This window comes from Aliivibrio fischeri (assembly GCA_038993745.2).
In the GTDB taxonomy this organism is placed as follows: Bacteria; Pseudomonadota; Gammaproteobacteria; order Enterobacterales; family Vibrionaceae; genus Aliivibrio; species Aliivibrio fischeri_B.
The window spans coordinates 1,908,199-1,925,725 of sequence record CP160629.1 but is presented as its reverse complement, the minus strand read 5'-3'; the positions used below and the strand labels follow the sequence as shown (position 1 = coordinate 1,925,725).

The 17,527-nt window shown below is 36.2% G+C and carries 17 protein-coding genes, 6 tRNA genes and 1 pseudogene; 10 read left to right on the top strand and 14 right to left on the bottom strand.

What is annotated here, in order from left to right:
* Positions 1-97: 97 nt before the first annotated feature.
* Together AAFX60_009345 and AAFX60_009340 are read left to right on the top strand one after the other, a co-directional pair.
* Positions 98-991 (top strand): TIM44-like domain-containing protein, encoded by an 894-nt coding sequence (locus AAFX60_009345; protein ID XDF76933.1) that lies wholly within the window; start codon positions 98-100, stop codon positions 989-991.
* A 146-nt stretch (positions 992-1,137) separates the two neighbouring features.
* On the top strand, positions 1,138-1,368 hold the full coding sequence (locus tag AAFX60_009340) for a TIGR02647 family protein (GenBank protein ID XDF76932.1): 231 nt from the start codon (positions 1,138-1,140) through the stop codon (positions 1,366-1,368).
* A 21-nt stretch (positions 1,369-1,389) separates the two neighbouring features.
* Here AAFX60_009340 and AAFX60_009335 read toward each other — a convergent pair whose 3' ends face one another.
* Positions 1,390-1,641 (bottom strand): YkgJ family cysteine cluster protein, encoded by a 252-nt coding sequence (locus AAFX60_009335; protein XDF76931.1) that lies wholly within the window; start codon positions 1,639-1,641, stop codon positions 1,390-1,392.
* 122 nt (positions 1,642-1,763) lie between these two features.
* Here AAFX60_009335 and AAFX60_009330 point away from each other — a divergent pair, with 122 nt between their 5' ends.
* The 4 genes and pseudogenes from AAFX60_009330 to AAFX60_009315 all read left to right on the top strand — a co-directional run bounded on the left by AAFX60_009330 (position 1,764) and on the right by AAFX60_009315 (position 4,727).
* Positions 1,764-2,204, top strand: a complete 441-nt coding sequence (locus tag AAFX60_009330) for a YcgN family cysteine cluster protein (protein ID XDF76930.1) — start codon at positions 1,764-1,766, stop codon at positions 2,202-2,204.
* A gap of 245 nt (positions 2,205-2,449) precedes the next feature.
* On the top strand, positions 2,450-3,118 hold the full coding sequence (locus AAFX60_009325) for a hypothetical protein (GenBank protein ID XDF76929.1): 669 nt from the start codon (positions 2,450-2,452) through the stop codon (positions 3,116-3,118).
* A pseudogene (locus tag AAFX60_009320) lies at positions 3,078-3,670 on the top strand (ImmA/IrrE family metallo-endopeptidase). The gene AAFX60_009325 and the pseudogene AAFX60_009320 overlap by 41 nt, the downstream one beginning before the upstream one ends.
* Positions 3,660-4,727, top strand: coding sequence for a hypothetical protein (locus tag AAFX60_009315; protein XDF76928.1), 1,068 nt, complete (start codon positions 3,660-3,662; stop codon positions 4,725-4,727). The pseudogene AAFX60_009320 and the gene AAFX60_009315 overlap by 11 nt, the downstream one beginning before the upstream one ends.
* Here AAFX60_009315 and AAFX60_009310 read toward each other — a convergent pair.
* Together AAFX60_009310 and AAFX60_009305 are read right to left on the bottom strand one after the other, a co-directional pair.
* The gene (locus AAFX60_009310) at positions 4,719-5,198 is read right to left on the bottom strand and encodes a sce7726 family protein (protein XDF78916.1); all 480 of its coding nucleotides are present in this window, start codon (positions 5,196-5,198) and stop codon (positions 4,719-4,721) included. The two genes, AAFX60_009315 and AAFX60_009310, sit on opposite strands and share 9 nt — an antisense overlap.
* Before the next feature lie 2 nt (positions 5,199-5,200).
* Positions 5,201-5,335 carry a hypothetical protein gene (locus AAFX60_009305; protein ID XDF76927.1) on the bottom strand — a complete coding sequence of 45 codons (135 nt, stop codon included), beginning with the start codon at positions 5,333-5,335 and terminating at the stop codon, positions 5,201-5,203.
* Between the two features lie 234 nt (positions 5,336-5,569).
* Here AAFX60_009305 and AAFX60_009300 point away from each other — a divergent pair, with 234 nt between their 5' ends.
* Entirely contained in the window at positions 5,570-5,869 is a 300-nt protein-coding gene (locus AAFX60_009300; protein XDF76926.1) for a hypothetical protein, read from the top strand.
* On the opposite strand, the gene AAFX60_009295 is transcribed toward AAFX60_009300, so the two are convergent.
* Positions 5,858-6,550 (bottom strand): SDR family oxidoreductase, encoded by a 693-nt coding sequence (locus AAFX60_009295; GenBank protein XDF76925.1) that lies wholly within the window; start codon positions 6,548-6,550, stop codon positions 5,858-5,860. The two genes, AAFX60_009300 and AAFX60_009295, sit on opposite strands and share 12 nt — an antisense overlap.
* A 203-nt stretch (positions 6,551-6,753) precedes the next feature.
* On the opposite strand from AAFX60_009295, the gene AAFX60_009290 reads away from it, so the two are divergent.
* On the top strand, positions 6,754-7,593 hold the full coding sequence (locus AAFX60_009290; protein XDF76924.1) for a 2OG-Fe(II) oxygenase family protein: 840 nt from the start codon (positions 6,754-6,756) through the stop codon (positions 7,591-7,593).
* Between the two features lie 59 nt (positions 7,594-7,652).
* Here AAFX60_009290 and AAFX60_009285 read toward each other — a convergent pair whose 3' ends face one another.
* The gene (locus AAFX60_009285; protein XDF76923.1) at positions 7,653-8,534 is read right to left on the bottom strand and encodes a mechanosensitive ion channel domain-containing protein; all 882 of its coding nucleotides are present in this window, start codon (positions 8,532-8,534) and stop codon (positions 7,653-7,655) included.
* Position 8,535: 1 nt separating this feature from the next.
* Positions 8,536-10,890 carry an ATP-binding protein gene (locus AAFX60_009280; GenBank protein XDF76922.1) on the bottom strand — a complete coding sequence of 785 codons (2,355 nt, stop codon included), beginning with the start codon at positions 10,888-10,890 and terminating at the stop codon, positions 8,536-8,538.
* A 320-nt stretch (positions 10,891-11,210) separates the two neighbouring features.
* On the opposite strand from AAFX60_009280, the gene AAFX60_009275 reads away from it, so the two are divergent.
* Both AAFX60_009275 and AAFX60_009270 read left to right on the top strand, forming a co-directional pair.
* Positions 11,211-11,711, top strand: a complete 501-nt coding sequence (locus AAFX60_009275) for a GNAT family N-acetyltransferase (protein XDF76921.1) — start codon at positions 11,211-11,213, stop codon at positions 11,709-11,711.
* Between the two features lie 80 nt (positions 11,712-11,791).
* On the top strand, positions 11,792-12,607 hold the full coding sequence (locus tag AAFX60_009270) for a 5'-methylthioadenosine/S-adenosylhomocysteine nucleosidase (GenBank protein ID XDF76920.1): 816 nt from the start codon (positions 11,792-11,794) through the stop codon (positions 12,605-12,607).
* 71 nt (positions 12,608-12,678) lie between these two features.
* On the opposite strand, the gene AAFX60_009265 is transcribed toward AAFX60_009270, so the two are convergent.
* The 8 genes from AAFX60_009265 to AAFX60_009230 form a co-directional block, all read right to left on the bottom strand.
* Positions 12,679-14,565, bottom strand: a complete 1,887-nt coding sequence (locus tag AAFX60_009265; GenBank protein ID XDF76919.1) for a methyl-accepting chemotaxis protein — start codon at positions 14,563-14,565, stop codon at positions 12,679-12,681.
* Between the two features lie 470 nt (positions 14,566-15,035).
* A tRNA-Ser gene (locus AAFX60_009260) sits at positions 15,036-15,126 on the bottom strand.
* A gap of 335 nt (positions 15,127-15,461) precedes the next feature.
* Positions 15,462-15,552: transfer RNA gene (locus AAFX60_009255), tRNA-Ser, on the bottom strand.
* Positions 15,553-15,663: 111 nt separating this feature from the next.
* The gene (locus AAFX60_009250) at positions 15,664-16,371 is read right to left on the bottom strand and encodes a carbonic anhydrase family protein (protein XDF76918.1); all 708 of its coding nucleotides are present in this window, start codon (positions 16,369-16,371) and stop codon (positions 15,664-15,666) included.
* A gap of 270 nt (positions 16,372-16,641) precedes the next feature.
* Positions 16,642-16,718: transfer RNA gene (locus AAFX60_009245), tRNA-Asp, on the bottom strand.
* Positions 16,719-16,756: 38 nt separating this feature from the next.
* A tRNA-Ser gene (locus AAFX60_009240) sits at positions 16,757-16,847 on the bottom strand.
* Between the two features lie 312 nt (positions 16,848-17,159).
* Positions 17,160-17,235 (bottom strand) — tRNA-Asp (locus AAFX60_009235).
* 38 nt (positions 17,236-17,273) lie between these two features.
* Positions 17,274-17,364: transfer RNA gene (locus AAFX60_009230), tRNA-Ser, on the bottom strand.
* Between the last annotated feature and the right edge of the window lie 163 nt (positions 17,365-17,527).

Genomic DNA, 17,527 nt, shown 5'->3' with positions numbered 1-17,527 from the left:
AACACTCTGAAACATTCTATTGAAGATTAATGCTGCCATTGTTCCTCAATGCAAGCTATTATCAATCCAAATTAATTCCAAAAATAAGGAAGAGGTAATGAAACGTCTTTTATCTATTGTTGCCCTTATGTTTGTTTTTGTGGTTTCAGCACCACATGCAGAAGCAAAGAAATTCGGTGGCGGTAAGTCATTTGGTAAAAGCTTTAAAACGGCGCCTGCGCCAAAACAAAAACAGCAAAATACCAATACTATTGGTAAGCAAGACACAACAAAAAGTGCATCAGGCAAAAAAGGCCTAATGGGTGGCTTGCTTGGTGGTCTACTTGCTGGTGGTTTATTAGCAGCTCTATTTAGTGGTGGTGCGTTTGAAGGTATCCAATTCATGGATATTCTTATCATGGCAGGTATCGCATTCATTCTATTCAAGGTATTCCGCTCAATGATGGCTGCCAAGGCGGGTAGCATGAATCAGAGACAAGGTGCAGCTTATGCAGGCCCACAAGGTCAGCAGGACGCACAGCCTAGTTTCCGTGATAATCAACAATACTTCCAAGCTGATCAAGCTACAGCACAACCTACTGGTGGTTTTGGTGCAGCAAGTGCTGATGACGTTCCGCATAACTACCCACCGGGTTTTGATATGCAAGCATTCATCAATGGTTCTCGTGAACACTACCGTATTTTACAAGGTGCATGGAACCATAACCAACTTGAGACGATTCAAGAGTATGTTTCAATCAGTCTGTACAATGATCTTGTACAAGAGCGTGCAACCCTTGAAGGTGAGCAACATACAGACGTAATGTACGTGGATGCAGAAGTGGTTCGTGCTGATTATGACGCAAACCGTGCTCAATTAAGTCTTCAGTTCTCTGGGCGCTACCGTGATGCTGTAGAAGGTATTGAAGAAGACATTACTGATATTTGGCACCTTGAGCGTGATTTAACACAACCAAATGCGCCATGGTTAATTATCGGTATTCAAGCTTAAGCACTTAACTAGCTGAAAATTGATTAAAAAATATCCCTATAGTGAGTAATCCTATAGGGATTTTTTATAGGTGTGATCCAGCTCTGTTTTAATATTTTTCAGACAGTCTATGCTGAATTCAGTTAATAAATAAGAGAGATATAAATATGCCATTTAATAAAGACATCGTAGAAGAAATGAACCTTCTCAAGCAATTCCCACTAGAAAGCACTCAAGCGGGCTTAAAGGTTCACTCAGACGCAGCACCCGAAGCAATTGAAGCAATGAAGCGTCTTTTCAGTAAAGGATTGGTAACACAAGAAGATGGTGGCTATTTAACAAGCCACGGCATTGAAATCGCAGAGCAAGTACAAAGCGTTGTTCGTGTACTATCGTAAGAGTATTCTTCTATAAAAGAATTATAACGTCATTGACTCTAGTTCAGTGATGGTTTGAATAGCTTGTTCTGAGGTTGAACCGCATACATCAGGACAAGCACTAAATTGATGACATACCTTTGGGCGTTCTGCCTTACCAAAAAGCTTACATAAATTCTCTTCATTTAATTGCACACAGCGAACACCAGCAGGTTTACCATTTGGCATTCCCGGGATAAATGACGTAATACTTGGGGCAATGCAACACGCACCGCAACCTAATCGACATTCCATAATTAAACTCACGCAAAAAATAAAGGATGCGCAAGGTATCACTCTTCTATCTTTAGGTCAAAACTTGCTTTTTTGGAACAGAGTGGTATAAAACGGCCTCTTCCCATAATGAGTGTAAAGCAATGACAGAGCAATTTTGGCAACAAAAAAAATTAGAAGAAATGACAGAACAAGAGTGGGAATCTCTTTGTGACGGCTGTGGTAAGTGCTGTCTACACAAATTAATGGATGAAGATACAGATGAAGTTTACTACACCAATGTGGCATGTAGCTGGTTAAACAGCAAAACATGTGCGTGTAAAGATTACCCAAAACGTTTCACATCAGGTGAAGAGTGTCTAAAACTAAGTCGTGAAAATATCGCAGAATTTAACTGGTTGCCACTGACTTGTGCGTACCGTTTATTAGCGGAAGATAAGCCATTACCTAAATGGCACCCGCTGATCACAGGTTCAAAATCAGCAATGCACGCTGCTGGTGAAAGTGTAAGAAATAAAGTGGTTTATGCTATTGATGTGAAGAACTGGGAAGACCACATCACTAACCATCCGCATAGAAGCTAAGTAAATCAAGGTTTTTCAGAGGGTTATGTTCCTTGCTTAATCATACCCCTTAAACTCTTATTTATAAATATGTTGCTAATAGTTTCTAATCCAGGTTTTTACTCTTTGTTAGTTAACTTGACGTAACTTATCAAAATTCAACGTTACTTTTATGAATTAATAGATATTGAGTTAGTTTTTGATTTAGACAATAGAATATCTTTAGATAATTAGATAACATTCGGTTTGAATTGTTAGGATTAATTATGTCAAATTTTAAACTAAGTATAATTTTCTTTTTTTCAACACTTGTTGGGACTTTGCTATTTTGGGTTGCAGTATATATATGGTTTGATTCATCTATTATGTCACTTATTGATAATGCAAAAGCAATTTTTTGGAGTAAACCAGAAAATACCTTATCTTTTAAAGAGGCATCAATGCTTGGTCGATTAGTTGAAAAGAGAATCGTGCTAGAAGGTAGTGATTTATTAGGACAAATTTCAACGTTTTACACAACAATAATTACCATATTGATAACAATTATTACTGTTTTGGGCATATCGATTCCGCTATATATAAAGACCAATGCTGAAAATGTGGCTAAACAACAAACTAAAAATGAAGTGCGAACTTATTTTGAAGAGAATGTTGGTTATCATAATCAACTTGAAGCTGCTTTGCATAGGGCGGAACCCGAAATTAAAAAATCGATTATGAGTGATATAGATAAGCGAGCTACTATAAATGAAGACTCAATTAGTGAGATACAAGAGTCTTTAGAGCAAGTTGGTATTGTTATTGAGCGTGTTAAGCATTTTGATCCTGATGAACTTAGAGCTATAACACAAAAAATTGCTGCAATGGAAAAATATATACAACAGTTAGATCCTTATGAAAAAGAATTTTCACAAGGAACGGTTGAGGAGATTTAAAGTGGCTATTAGACCCCGAAAGAAGCGGCTTGATTTACCCCATGATTCAAATACATCAAAGTTTGAAATTCGTTCTCCAGTTCAGTTACTGCAACTTGTTCAAAATAAAGTAAATCCTGGCGATGATATTTTATCTATTATTGCTAAAGTATTTAATATTAGAGTTGAATATTTACCATTAGAGCCTGATGTATCAGGGTCTTTAAGTTTTGATAATACATTAGAACAATGGTTAATTAGCATTAATAGTTTACATCACCCAAGAAGGCAACGATTTACTCTTGCACATGAATTAGCACACTTTTTTTACATAAAAACAAACAAAAAAATTTTACGGATACTGTATTTTTTCGTTCTGAAAATATAAAAAATAATATTGAATTTGAAGCTAATAATTTTGCAGGAGCATTGCTGATGCCAAAAGATGAGTTTGTAGATTATATAAGAAATACATCTAATAATATAGAAAATATTTCAGAAAAGTTTAATGTATCAGCAATGGCAGTTAAAGTTCGTGCGGATATTATTAGAGGAAATAAATATGAATTCTAATTATTATCCACTTCTTAAAACTAGCATTTCAGAGCTAAGAGCTTTGAAGAGTATATATAGTCAGGACTTTGATTATATTACTCCAATATTTGAATTGACAAAGTCGAGAAAAAGTAAAAAAAATCAAGGTTGTGATGTTTACAAAAAAATTGATGAATTATCGGATATTATGAATAAAAAAACGTTTATTCTTGATTTAACTAATGAAGAGTCTTTAACCAATGAGCAAATAGAAAGTTTTTTTGATGATGATAACGCATTTTATAATTGGACAGACTTTATACGACGAATTGTAGAAGAAAAAAATGTATCAGTTATTCCCACAGTGTTAGCTTATGAAGATACGGATATGGATACATTAAGGATTCAAGCTGAGAGGTTAAGTAGGTCTTGTGAGAAAATTTGTATAAGATTAAGTGTAGACCTTGTGAGTGAAGAGATTACTGATAATCTTATACAATTAGCTTCTGAAATTGAAAATGTTATTGTTATTGTAGATTTGGCTTTAACTCGTCAGCAAGAATATGACCTTAAGCTGAGGGATGCAAGTGATTTAATTCAAGATATTATTTGTGTTGATGATAGCTTAGATATTATTTTAGTAACATCTTCTTTTCCAAGCTCAGTTGTTCAAGAAGTTCCAAAGAAAGACAAGATGTCAAGTGAGATACGAATGTATTCTCAAGAAATATTTAATGAGTTGCTTAAGGTAGATAGCGAATTAATTTATGGTGATTATGGCTGTATTCACCCTTATAGAGGCGAATCTAAACCTATGATTTGGGTTCCTAGGATAGACTTTCCATATCAAAATAAACTTTTATTTGAACGTTGTAGCCGAGATGATGGAGGTTATGAAGTTTGTGCAGAGAGAATTAGACTAACTCAAGAGTATGGAATCAATTATATTGATTCTTGGGGCTGCAATGAAATCGATTCTGCATCTATTGGAATTGTTAATGGAAAAAGTCCGTCTTATTGGATTTCAGTAAGGGCAAATATTCATATGACTAGAATGGCTCGTTTAGTGCGAAGTAAAGTTTCTTCATTAAATTAATGGTTGCCTTATTTCAAGCACACTTAGATCATGGATTGTTGTCGGTCCTATTTTTTCATTTTTGAATAGTGAAAAGATGGCACTTATTTTTTTATACAAACTAGCATAAGTAATTTCATTTAAATCTTTAAATGAAATGTAATTTTCAATATCATTGATTAATTCAATTCTATTGCTAGTTTTAGATGGTGATAAACTTTTAAGTTCAGCTGTGGATAATAAATCCAGTGTTAATCTTTTGTTGAGTTTTCGCTTTTCTTTTGCTTTTCGTTTACAAGATATGTACCCATTTTTTAATATATAAACGCCTATGTTTTTATTTAACATATTTATGTTTTTAAGGTGTTTTTCACTAATAAGTATGGATACTTTATTAAATACTTTGTAATAATCATCAATTTGGCTTTGTAATGTATATGTGTTATCTACATCACTTTTTATTTCAATAGCATGTGTAGTATTATTATTTATAATTAATAAATCCGCTCTTCTTTTTGAAAATTGAATGAAAACTCTGAAGATAAAATTGCTGTAGGCTCTTGCTCTAAAATAAAATCAATTAGTTTTAATTTATAGTCGAGTTCATTTTTTGTAGATTCAGTAAGCATACCACTCCTTTTATAACGAAAATTTTTAACTGTTAGCATTATACCTTGGTGTTTGAGATACGAAAGAGGTTAACTAGTAAAGATTATTTAGTTGTTTGATTTTACAACAACGAAGTTGAAACTTTAGGAAGAATCGTAAATTATGTATTTACATAGCTCCGTTGTAAATGTGTAAAGTTCCAATAAGTGCGCTATGATCTGTTTAAGTTTTATATCATTAAAATTAAGTAATTCATGGCCAATAAAGTAAAAGCACAAAAGCCCGATCGCAAAACCGCAATGCGTAACATCATTGAGTTGGTGAAAGCTGACTTTCCGTTTGATGCACCAGAAGCGCAGATATGTGGCGATACGTGTGTAGGTTGTCCACGAAAATTGATTGAGCTGGTTGAAAGTGAACTCTTGTATTGGGAATCTTATATTGAGCGTGGTGAAACGCCCAATTTCTCTGAGATTGATAAGTTCGCTAAACTGTGTAAAAACGTACGACGTGGCTTGGTAAGAAACGGAATTTTAGAACCACTACCAAGGTAACTCAGTACCATCAAAATTTAAAAATTGCCCGCTATTTTCAATGGATAGTTGGGCAATGACTTTCGTTAATCCCTTCACAGATTCTTCTGTTGAAATTAAAGCATTTGGTCCACCCATTTCCGTTTGAACCCAGCCTGGGTGCATTGCAATTACAGTAAATCCTTCTGGTTTTAAATCATTACTTAAGCTTTTTACTACAGAGTTTAATGCAGCCTTAGATGAACGATAAATATAACCTCCACCTGAAGTGTTCTCTGTCATGCTGCCGACTTTAGAAGAGATACATACGATGGTTTTATCATGACTTAATTGCAAGCTAGGGTAGAGCGCTTCTACGAGCTTTTGTGGTGCAATAGCATTGATTTCAAATACTTTCTTCCATTCCTCAACATCACAGTGCCCAAAACCATAACCTTTAGGGCCATAATAACCGGCATTATTAATTAGAATATCTATAGGAGTATGGCAAAGCGTTTTTGCTACATCTTGTATGGCAGTGTAATTAGTCAGTTCTAATTGATACAAAGAAAGTTCAGGATTGTCATTTTCAAGTTGAAGAAGCTCTTGAGCCGTTGAGGTATCACGATAAGTTGCACTGACTTTATGGCCTTGCTGCAAATAGTATTTTACAAAAGATAAACCAATACCACGGTTAGCGCCTGTAATGAAAATGTGTTTCATGAATATCCCTTATGTTGTTGCACGGAAAAGTTGTGTTTTTAGATGTAAACAAATTGTTTCTATATTTTAGACGTTAATCCTTGAGCCTATAGACTCATCTTAATACAATTCGCTTTGTATACTCAAATAGCAGAATGCCTTTTCTTAAGGTGAATAAAGACTATTGAGATCACTCCTTGCTCAACAATAAAAAGAATACAATTATGAAATTAGAAGCTATTGATTACACTGCTGAAAATGCAGCAGAGCTGTTTGTAAAGTCGCTAAGAGAAACTGGATTTGGAGTGTTAAAAAATCATCCAATTCAACAAGAATCAGTACAAAGTATTTATGATAATTGGTATGCGTTTTTTAATAGCCAAGAGAAAGAAAACTTTCAATTTAATGTCGATACTCAAGATGGTTTTTTTCCTGCTTCAGTATCAGAAGTAGCCAAAGGCCATACTAAAAAAGACATTAAAGAGTACTATCATTATTATCCTACCGGCCAATGTCCTGCTGAATTAAAAGCACAAATTCAAGAGTACTACGATAACGCGAATACATTAGCGATTGAGCTGTTGTCTTGGGTAGAAGAACATTCACCAGAAGAGGTATCAGCACTGTACTCACAATCTTTATCTAGCATGATAGAGGGAAGTGAAAAAACATTATTGCGTGTTCTTCATTATCCACCGCTAGAAGGGGATGAGGAGCTTGGTGCGATTCGTGCTGGAGCGCATGAAGATATTAATTTACTGACGGTGTTACCAGCAGCAAATGAGCCGGGTTTACAAGTTAAGACAAAAGAGGGTGATTGGTTAGATGTTCCATGTGATTTTGGTAATCTGATCATTAATATCGGTGATATGTTGCAAGAAGCATCGGGTGGCTATTACCCATCAACAACGCACCGAGTGATTAATCCTGAAGGTGTTGATAAGACGAAGTCTCGTATTTCTTTACCTTTGTTCTTACACCCAAAACCAGAGGTTGTATTGTCTGAGCGTCATACTGCAAATAGCTATTTGATGGAGCGTTTACGAGAGTTAGGCGTTATTTAGTTCTGAACCTCATCCAATAAAAAAGGTAGAGCCTAATAACTCTACCTTTTTATTTTTTATTACGCTAATTTGCTCTGTATTGCGATGGTTGGTGGAATGATATTGGCTTTCCTAAACTCTTGCATCACACGTAACGTAATGTCTGTTTCAAAGAGTTTTTCAAACTTAATATCTACCACATAAGCTTTACAGGTCAGTTGAATCGCCAAATAGTTATCGGTAATCGTCTGCTTTACTAATACCACAACCGGTTTTGGTAAGTGAATATAACGACTTGAAGACGCCGCTTCTTGAATGATATCTCGCGCTTTATTGATGTCTTGATCCATTCCAATATAGAAAGGGATCACCACCTGCATATCCAACCCACCGTAGTTGCCACTGACGGTGACTTCATTTAAGAATTTGTTATTTGGAATGGTAATAATATCGTCGTTCAAGGTTTGCATGCGAACAGAGCGAAGACCAATGGCGATAATGTCACCGTAGTGGCCTTCAAACGTCACTCGGTCACCCACTTGGAATGGACGGTCAATCATTACGGTTAAGCCCGCGATGAAAGAGGCGGTAAGGTCTTTTAAGGCAAAACCCACAGATACGGCAATCGTACCACCAATTAAGGCTAAGACTCGATCATCAACTCGAAAACTCAACATGAAAACCGCAACGGCTGTCGACATGTAAATAAAGAATTGAAAGAACGATTGCAGCTTTTGCATCAACATACGGCGTTGAGCAAATTGGCTACTTACCCCATCCACAATCGATTGAATGAAACGTAAAAATAACCATGCGCCTAGGATAATAAAGAAGGAGGCAGCAACACCACTCCAACGGATTAAACTGGCAAATTGTTGTAAATTGTCGATTGATTGAGGATCTTCAGCCAATGCAGTTGAGCTCACCATCAACGATAAGCAAAGTACAAATAAACGAATCATGTTATTTCACCAGTAAGTGTTGACGATGTAATACGTTAGTAATATGACGATACCAGTGGTCTGATATACGCGCTTTTTCATCATTCCATTCAATGTAACCACGGCTCTGGAAGTAGCGTAGTGTACTAATGACTTCCGCAATGCTTAGACGACTACAATCACACAGATCTTCAGGGGAAGCGACTTCCAACTGTACGATAGAGCGAAGTACGGCCAACATCGGTTTTGGCATGGTTTCTAAATCATCTGATTGTGGTGCTCTAAATAGGCGAATTAAAATGGCGTCGGTGTCTTTATCTCTAAATAGTGACAGTCTAAAGAAGCGCAGAGCAACCGTTGGGTTACCATCTGAGTAGTCCCATAAAATACGATAGAAACCGTTTTTAGCACGTTCTTCATCACTTAAATTATCTTCATCCCATTGTCTAGGTAGTACTAACCCATCAAACGAAATGGTGTTTACGTTATTGTCTTTTACGATACGCGAATCAAGTAACTGGCCAATTTCTTTCTCTGTCCATTTAGGCATAAACGTAACAAGATCAAACAACAGACGTTCGCCACGAGCACGGTCAATAAAACGCCAGCTTGATTTATCAATGGATAAAACAACTCGGTGACTCTTACGTGCACGTCTTAGTAGGTTGGTTAATTTCATTAGCTCAATTAACCCGTTTACTTTTGGTTTCACTAATCGTTGTGCGTTATCAAAAGCGATTAGATAGCATTGTTCGCTGTTTCTTAGGTGTTGTAAGATATCTTTTTCAGATGATTCTGCATCTAATCCTAGTAATTGAGCTAACTCTGGTAACAGTGCAGCGTAACCGTCGTAAGGGCAGTTAATGTAAATGGGTACTGCGTTTTTAGTTTTATTCAGAATGCGCTTAAGTACTGTTGTCGTACCTACACCACGCTCGCCAGACAGCACACATACCGCTGGGCTGTCAGTTAACAAGTAGCGTGACAGAGAGATGATTTCATCTTTAGCATAATCTTCGATAAGTTCGGATTCTTCAGAGCCAGGTGCAATATAGTCAAATGCTAGTGGACCTTTTACACGCACAAGGTTCGATTGTTCACGTGAGACTTCTGTTTGTTTAGCCACTTCTATTCTAAATAGGTAAGCAAGGGCATGACTGAATGCAGCGTATTGTGACAAAGTCGAAAGCACAAGATGTTGCAGTGTTCTGCCTATTAGCCACGCAGCACAGCAAGCGGTTGCTGGAATAGACATAAACATTGAATCTTTATTACGGATCGCCCATTGAACCGAAATAGGGTAGGTTTCGAAACGATCAATACGACTAAAGATAGTGTTGTTCCATTGCTTCAAGCTGATGATCGTCAGTAATACAAAGAACAAAGCAACAAAGGAGTTAATCCATGCATAAATGGTTCCTTGGCCTAATGTTCTTGATGAGATCTGTAAAATCACACCAGCGACAATTATCCCCCATACATAACGGCGAATCGTGGATAAGCGAAGTGCAATATTTTCTTTTTTATTGTGTTTGCTATTACGGAAAGCAAATTCAAGAATAAAACTTACCGCAATGGAACCACCTAAGATCCACCATGTGAAGATCTCTAAGAAAATCAGATGCTGTAAGCTTGGTAACGTTGAAATAATGCGTAATGTCGCTGTAATTAGTAGCAAGTATGCAATGGCTTTATGCGCACGACTGCAATACCAAATAGTACGGATCAGCAAACTTGGATTTGAAGTGCTCTTTAGTTTAGACACTTTAAAGTCGTGAATTAGACGATCGCTGTTACGCATCCACCAATTAAAGATAAACATGATACACAACACTTTAAACAGCACGCTAATCATAGGTACTGGTGAAATAGCTAAATCACTCAGTAGTTTTTTAAAACTGCGCAGTTGGTAGTGAATATAGTATTGAATATTTTGTTTTGTAATACGTAATTCAGAATAAAACTGAGTAACACCACGAGGACCAAATCCAGTGAGTTGGTCGCGTGTTTTTGTATCACTAAGTAGCAATAACTTCTCTTTGCTCACGTTTAACGATGTCAGTGAGCGATGATTTTGTTCTACCTTTGCCCAGTTTTTGTCTGTCGCATCATTTCTATAGTTAACTAAAGAGCCTTCTAATGTTTTTAACTGTTTATTTTGTTCAAACAGCGTTCGAGACATCAACTCTTTTACTTGTCGATATTCGTTATTTGAAAAAAAGTGCTGTTCGGGTAGCTGTTTAATATCGGCCGCAATCTTTTGTGCAGATTCCGAGATTGATACTGGGTTATAGGTATTAATACCCCATTCAGCAGAAGCTTGTGAGGAACAGAATAGAGCAAACGCTAAAAGCAAATGAGTAACAATATTATTCATAAGTAACGAAAAAGTCTCAATATTTATGACGAAATAAGACGTCATTGTTGATGATAGGTAATGCGTTGGTTTAGGAGAAATGTGATCAATGTAGCAATTTATCTATTTTTTTGTAAAACGCATCAAATCGGAAACAAAAGGCGTTATTTAGTTGTGATTTAATGTAATTAATTTCGTGATTTATAAAATATGTAATTAATGAAAAGAAATAACTTTCTCTGTGATCAAAATCTGTACTGAGCCCACACAATCAATTTTTGGCAGCATTATGTTCTATTTATTTTTCTATAATGAAAAATAGCTGATTTCGGAGAATTAAAATGAAATATCGAATCGTAGATATATCTAGTGAGCACGATAATGACATTTGCTACATCATTAAAAATGTAGGTGTCGAATTCGGTGCTGTTGGAGAAGGATTTGGACCTGGTGATGACGAAGTGTTAGAAATGAGTGCTCACTATAATCCAAAAGAAAAAAGTAAATATCTTATCCTACTACTTAATGACAGAGTGGTGGGAGGTTGTGGTTTATCGCCATTTAATAACAGTGGAACGATCTGTGAATTGAAAAAATTGTTTCTCCTACCAGAAGCAAGAGGACGTGGGTTCGGTAAAACTATTGCGGGGAAAATCTTAAAGTTTGCAAAAGAGGTTGGGTATACTCAGTGTTACCTAGACACGCTATCCAGTATGAAGTCTGCGATCTTTCTCTATGAAGATTTAGGCTTTAAGCGTTTATCTACGCCTCTTGATGGAACTGAACACAATGGATGTGATGTTTGGATGCTCAAGAATTTGACAGAGTGTGAAATAAAATAGCAAACGATTGCTTTTTGTTGGTGTTCCTGTATTATCCGCCAAAATTTTTAATCATAAAAATATTAATTAGGGATATATACATGCAGTACCTTCGTTATTTTCTTGCTAGTTTATTTACGCTTGTTTCGTTTTCTTTAGCTGCAGCACCAAAGCCTATTGTTTTACAAGGCGCCATGGATGTCGAAGTTAACTATATGGTTGAGCAGTTACAAAACAAACAAGAGGTAACTTTTGGCTCTTGGACGTTTTGGACTGGAACTATTGATGATTATCCAGTCATTGTGTCAAGAACTGAAGTGGGTATTGCTAATGCATCAGCATCAACAACTCTAGCTATTGAGAAGTTTTCACCAGGCATGATTATCAACCAAGGGACTTCTGGTGGTCATGATCCAGAGCTTTACCGTGGTGATATTGTTTTAGCCGTTAAGAGCTTCAATATGGGAGCAAATCGCTCTGAATTCTCTAAAGTAGAAGAAGGTATTCAACCTGAAAAATGGAAAAACTTCACAGTAACAATGCGATTAAGAGAAGATAATAAGTTTGTTGAGCATGACGCATTTTATTCAACTCCAGAGTTAGTCGACTTTGCTTATAAGAATGTAAAGCATCCTGCTCAAGGCAAAGTGGTTAAAGGCGTAATTGGTACCGCTGATGAATGGAACCGAGAAGTTGCTAGAATTAATTGGCTACACAAAACCTACCAAACTGCGGCAGAAGAGATGGAGAGCTCATCAGCAGCATTAGTTGCAGAGGCTTATAAAGTACCATTTATCGGTATTCGAATCTTATCGAACACAGATTTACATAATCAAGATTTTGATCCTGCAACGGCAATTACTAACCAAAAATACGTAATTGATTTTGTTAAGCAGTGGATTGCGAAGCAAAAATAATTACCCGCACATATAAAAAAGCCCTAGCATCTCTGTTAGGGCTTTAAATATCTTATTGTCACTTCTTTGTATTATTTATCATCTATTAAAAAGAAAGATAACTCATTTTTTTGTGATACAGCTAATTGCGAAAGTTCAGCAGCAGCTTGTTGTGTTTGGTTTATTGCCGATACGTTTTGGTGTACTAAATCAAAAGTAGCCGTTGTATTTTGAGCAATATTTTCTGTTACCGCTAACTGTTCTTGTGAAGCTGTTGCCACAAGAGTATTAACATCAGAGATAGATTGAACAGAAAGAACGATGTTATCAAATGAAGTTTTTACATCTTCAGACAGATTTATATACTCTTGAATAGCAACAACATTCGAAGCAATATTCGTATTGGCAATTTCAGATTGCTCTTGTAATTTAAGAATGATTTCTTGAATGTTTTTTGTCGATTCTTGAGTTTTTGCCGCTAAATTTCGGACTTCATCAGCGACAACAGCAAAGCCTCGTCCTTGCTCTCCTGCACGAGCAGCTTCGATTGCTGCGTTTAGTGCAAGTAAGTTAGTTTGTTCTGAAATAGAGCTGATAACCGTTGTTACTTCTCCAATATTGTTAGAGTTAATTTTAAGCTCTGAGATCATGTCCGCTGTTTGCTGAACAGAATCATTGATATTGCCAGCTAGCGAAATCGAAGAATTAAGAACCTCTAATCCTTTCGTCACATTATTGATTGCGTTTTGTGTTTCATTTTCTGCATGCAGCGCATTGATACTCACTTCTTTGGATGTACTCGAAAGTTCGTTTATCGCTGTTGAGATAGCTTCAACTTGGGTTAATTCTTGTTGAGAGTTGTTTGAAGTATCATTCATCACTAGTGTTAGTTCTTCGGAAGCCGAAGACACGCTATCAGAAAGTAATAAGCTATTTTTGATTATTGATGATAATTTTTGATTAAGGGCAATAGCGGATGCGTAAATCCCTGTTTCCTTGCCTGTAATTGTGAATTTTTCAGATAGGTTACCATTTGCGATATTTGATAGAATAGAAGAAATATAAGCGGGCTCTCCACCTATTGGTGCATAAATTAATCTTATTAATAAAAAGTGAACAAGAATCAGAGCGATACTTAATACGATAACAAATAATATTATTGAATCAATTAACATGTCTTTACTTGGTTGAGCAATAACATCGTCCCATTCATAACTTACAACATTCCAATTTATTGATGGTACTTCTGTTTTATATGCTGATACATATCGATTATCAATGCTGTAATTTAGTTCGTTATTAATAAAGCTTTTATATTCAGGACGTTCAGAAAATATATTTTTACCGATTAAGTGATCCCTACGAGCAGAGACAATATATCCACTGTTGTCGTAAACAAAAACCTGATTCTCAGGTGTAAGTTTACTAATGAATTCTTTAATTGTATCTAATTCAATTGTAATAACTACTGCAGCAATAATTTCATTGTTTTTATAAAGGGGACTTGAAAAGGCGAAAACAGTACGGTTAGTTGCGGCATCGTTATAAGCTTGTGTGATAATTTTAGTTTCACCATTAAATGTACGCTGATACCATTCTCTCTTCATTTCCTTTGCATTGAAATTAGGGATAAAAGCACCATTTTCGAACGTTAACCCATTCTTAAGTCCAATAGAGACTAAAGGTACATTCGTACTTTTACGTAATAATTCTAAACTCGTTGTTGCTTGCTTTATATCACTGATATTTCCATTGCTATCGAAATCGATAGATAAGGCTTCCATAGCAGTAAAATAACTGTTTATGTTCTCTTCTAATGAGATAGCTAATAAAGCACCAATATTTTTTTTATGTTCTTCAGTAGAGTTAATGTTGTAATTTTTAAATGTAAAATATCCTGTTCCTGTTAAAATTATTGATATTATAAATAACAGTGAAAATGTGGATATAAAAACTGTATTTTTTAATGTTAGATTCATGATGTGATCATCTTAGGTAAAATTAATAATATATTTAATTTATTTATAATTGAGCTGGGGCTTTTTGACTTTATTTATCTTTCTTTGGGAGTTGTTAATTTTTTCGAGTTTACTCTAATTAAATTAAATCTATCAATTTTAAATTTGTAAGAGAATTTATAGCTTCTATATAATTGTTAAAAACTAAATTTTGCGAATGTTATTAATTGTTTTCTTATTTTGATAGAAAATATGATGATTAATATATAGTGATTATATTTGTAAGGGAGTGATATAAGTAAAGGCTGGAATATAGATTATTTAGGTTAAAGAAAATAAGTGAGAGTAAAGTAATAACGTAGAGCAAAATCTCATTATCTTTGGTGTTGGGAGGTATAGTTAATGACGATATCTACGAATAAGTATGCTCTAACGTATGATTGAACTATAGATACGAAAAAGCCCCAGCATTTCTGCTAGGGCTTCAAAAGTGGCGGAGGGATAGGGATTTGAACCCTAGAAGGGCTATTAACCCTTGCCGGTTTTCAAGACCGGTGCTTTCGACCACTCAGCCATCCCTCCAACGCGATGAATAATAGGCGTTCCCCACCTTCATGTAAAGCACTCTTTTTAAATTACGCATCGTTTGCTTTAAAATCGAACATTTCGCTTTATTGTTAGGCAAGATTGATTTGATGTTGAATAAAAAATAAGAGATCGGTTTTTAAGTATCTATTGTTTTTATGTGTTTGTTTATATCGATTTTTAGTTATTACTTGAATAGTACGTATTTAGATAAGCGGCAGTGCTTTTTGATTATTACTAACAAAGAGAAGGGCTTTAAGACTTATTTTTTGGAAAGCAATTTTATTTGCGTATACGAAAAAGCCCCAGCATTTCTGCTAGGGCTTCGAAAGTGGCGGAGGGATAGGGATTTGAACCCTAGAAGGGCTATTAACCCTTGCCGGTTTTCAAGACCGGTGCTTTCGACCACTCAGCCATCCCTCCAACGCGGTGAATAATAGGCGTTCCCCACCTTCATGTAAAGTACTCTTTTAAAATTAAGTACTGTTTGCCGTAAATTCGAGCATTTTGTGTGGATTTACGGCATTTTCATTATCATTTTAAGATAGGGCGAGCATTAATTGCTTGGGTTGGGCGGTTATTACCGTTGTAGAGTTCTCTAAATTGAGCTAATTGTTCAGATGAAATCTCAATAGGATTTTTCATTACTAGCCAAGTCACACCCTCAGAACAAGGTGGTGTCGTTAATGAGCCATTAAAACGATAGTAGGCTTGATCATTTGGTAATAAGTTCGTTAGTGTTAATTTCTTATCAAGAGTGACTTCTCCTGATTCAGGCATTTGCGACCAGATTTTAGCAAGTTCTGGATTTGCTTTGCCTTCTTTAAACATCACACCAACAACGGCTAAGTTTCCATCTTTATCAGCATGAACTAAGTGCATCTCTAACGGATATGAGTGTCCTGCAATTAAATTCTCACTTGGAGCATGGAAGTGCAGTTGCAGTAGGCTAAATGTCTTACCTTCAACTTGAATTGATTGTGGGCTTTTTATGTTTACCTGCACCGTATGGCCATTATTAACGATGTTTTCACCAGCCTGACCATAATTAAACGTAATCGGCTCTAATTCGCTCTCAATGGCATTGGTAATGTCAATTGGAGATTGGTTTACGCCTGTTTGGCAAACGCCATGCCAGTGGTTAGGGCCTGTATCTCCTGTATAACCCCATTCTGATGCAGAAGCGAATGGCGTTGCTGAAAGAGCGCTTAGAACAGCTAATGTAGTAAATAATTTTTTCATGGTATTTATCTAGCCTTATTATTTTATAAAATCGAGTTTAGGCTAATACAAATGTACCTTGGTTAATAATGGTTTGAATGAAGTTTCGCAACCTGCTTCTAATTCTTTGAAATGCTTTGTTTGATTGTCTTAGTTTTAACGCAAATTTTGAGAATTAAAGAATTGGTGTGATGGATTTTTTGAAATCCGACTTTATCTGGAACTCGGAAGCTTTTTCATTTTCAACAGATACAAAAAAGGCATCGTCTTTCGACAATGCCTTCGTTGTGTTGGCGGAGCGGACGGGACTCGAACCCGCGACCCCCGGCGTGACAGGCCGGTATTCTAACCAACTGAACTACCGCTCCAATTTTTTGAAACCCAGACTCTATCTGAATCTCGAAAGTGGCGGAGGGATAGGGATTTGAACCCTAGAAGGGCTATTAACCCTTGCCGGTTTTCAAGACCGGTGCTTTCGACCACTCAGCCATCCCTCCAACGCGGTGAATAATAGCGATACCCATACTTGTTGTAAAGACTTCTTTTTAAAAATAAATTCGTTTGATTCAAATTTATTCATTTTGATGGCATTTAAAGCAAATCAATGCAAAGTTCGCTGTTTTTATTGTGTTGTACAGGGAGGGATATGAAGAGAGAGTAGTTCGATTTTTACTTTACAGTCTTTAGAAATGAGTAGGTAAGAATCGGAGAATTATTTAGAAACCCAGACTTTATCTGGATCTTGGAAGTATTTTCATTTTCAATAGATACAAAAAAGGCATCGTCTTTCGACAATGCCTTCGTTGTGTTGGCGGAGCGGACGGGACTCGAACCCGCGACCCCGGCGTGACAGGCCGGTATTCTAACCAACTGAACTACCGCTCCAATTTTTTGAAACCCAGACTCTATCTGAATCTCGAAAGTGGCGGAGGGATAGGGATTTGAACCCTAGAAGGGCTATTAACCCTTGCCGGTTTTCAAGACCGGTGCTTTCGACCACTCAGCCATCCCTCCAACGCGGTGAATAATAGCGATACCCTTACTTATTGTAAAGTATTCTTTTTAAAATATTTTCCGTTTGCTTTAAAAATATTCACTTTGATCGCAATTGCGACAATTTTGGGGGGATAAAGCAGTTGTTCGTATTTTATAGGCAAAAAAAATCCCTTCACAATTA

What these genes read in the sequence shown, in the direction of transcription:
- AAFX60_009345 (XDF76933.1), top strand. Translation starts at nt 98, where the DNA reads ATGAAACGTCTTTTATCTATTGTTGCCCTTATGTTTGTTTTTGTGGTT.
- AAFX60_009340 (XDF76932.1), top strand. Translation starts at nt 1,138, where the DNA reads ATGCCATTTAATAAAGACATCGTAGAAGAAATGAACCTTCTCAAGCAA.
- AAFX60_009335 (XDF76931.1), bottom strand. Translation starts at nt 1,641, where the DNA reads ATGGAATGTCGATTAGGTTGCGGTGCGTGTTGCATTGCCCCAAGTATT.
- AAFX60_009330 (XDF76930.1), top strand. Translation starts at nt 1,764, where the DNA reads ATGACAGAGCAATTTTGGCAACAAAAAAAATTAGAAGAAATGACAGAA.
- AAFX60_009325 (XDF76929.1), top strand. Translation starts at nt 2,450, where the DNA reads ATGTCAAATTTTAAACTAAGTATAATTTTCTTTTTTTCAACACTTGTT.
- AAFX60_009315 (XDF76928.1), top strand. Translation starts at nt 3,660, where the DNA reads ATGAATTCTAATTATTATCCACTTCTTAAAACTAGCATTTCAGAGCTA.
- AAFX60_009305 (XDF76927.1), bottom strand. Translation starts at nt 5,335, where the DNA reads ATGCTTACTGAATCTACAAAAAATGAACTCGACTATAAATTAAAACTA.
- AAFX60_009300 (XDF76926.1), top strand. Translation starts at nt 5,570, where the DNA reads ATGGCCAATAAAGTAAAAGCACAAAAGCCCGATCGCAAAACCGCAATG.
- AAFX60_009295 (XDF76925.1), bottom strand. Translation starts at nt 6,550, where the DNA reads ATGAAACACATTTTCATTACAGGCGCTAACCGTGGTATTGGTTTATCT.
- AAFX60_009290 (XDF76924.1), top strand. Translation starts at nt 6,754, where the DNA reads ATGAAATTAGAAGCTATTGATTACACTGCTGAAAATGCAGCAGAGCTG.
- AAFX60_009285 (XDF76923.1), bottom strand. Translation starts at nt 8,534, where the DNA reads ATGATTCGTTTATTTGTACTTTGCTTATCGTTGATGGTGAGCTCAACT.
- AAFX60_009280 (XDF76922.1), bottom strand. Translation starts at nt 10,890, where the DNA reads ATGAATAATATTGTTACTCATTTGCTTTTAGCGTTTGCTCTATTCTGT.
- AAFX60_009275 (XDF76921.1), top strand. Translation starts at nt 11,211, where the DNA reads ATGAAATATCGAATCGTAGATATATCTAGTGAGCACGATAATGACATT.
- AAFX60_009270 (XDF76920.1), top strand. Translation starts at nt 11,792, where the DNA reads ATGCAGTACCTTCGTTATTTTCTTGCTAGTTTATTTACGCTTGTTTCG.
- AAFX60_009265 (XDF76919.1), bottom strand. Translation starts at nt 14,565, where the DNA reads ATGAATCTAACATTAAAAAATACAGTTTTTATATCCACATTTTCACTG.
- AAFX60_009250 (XDF76918.1), bottom strand. Translation starts at nt 16,371, where the DNA reads ATGAAAAAATTATTTACTACATTAGCTGTTCTAAGCGCTCTTTCAGCA.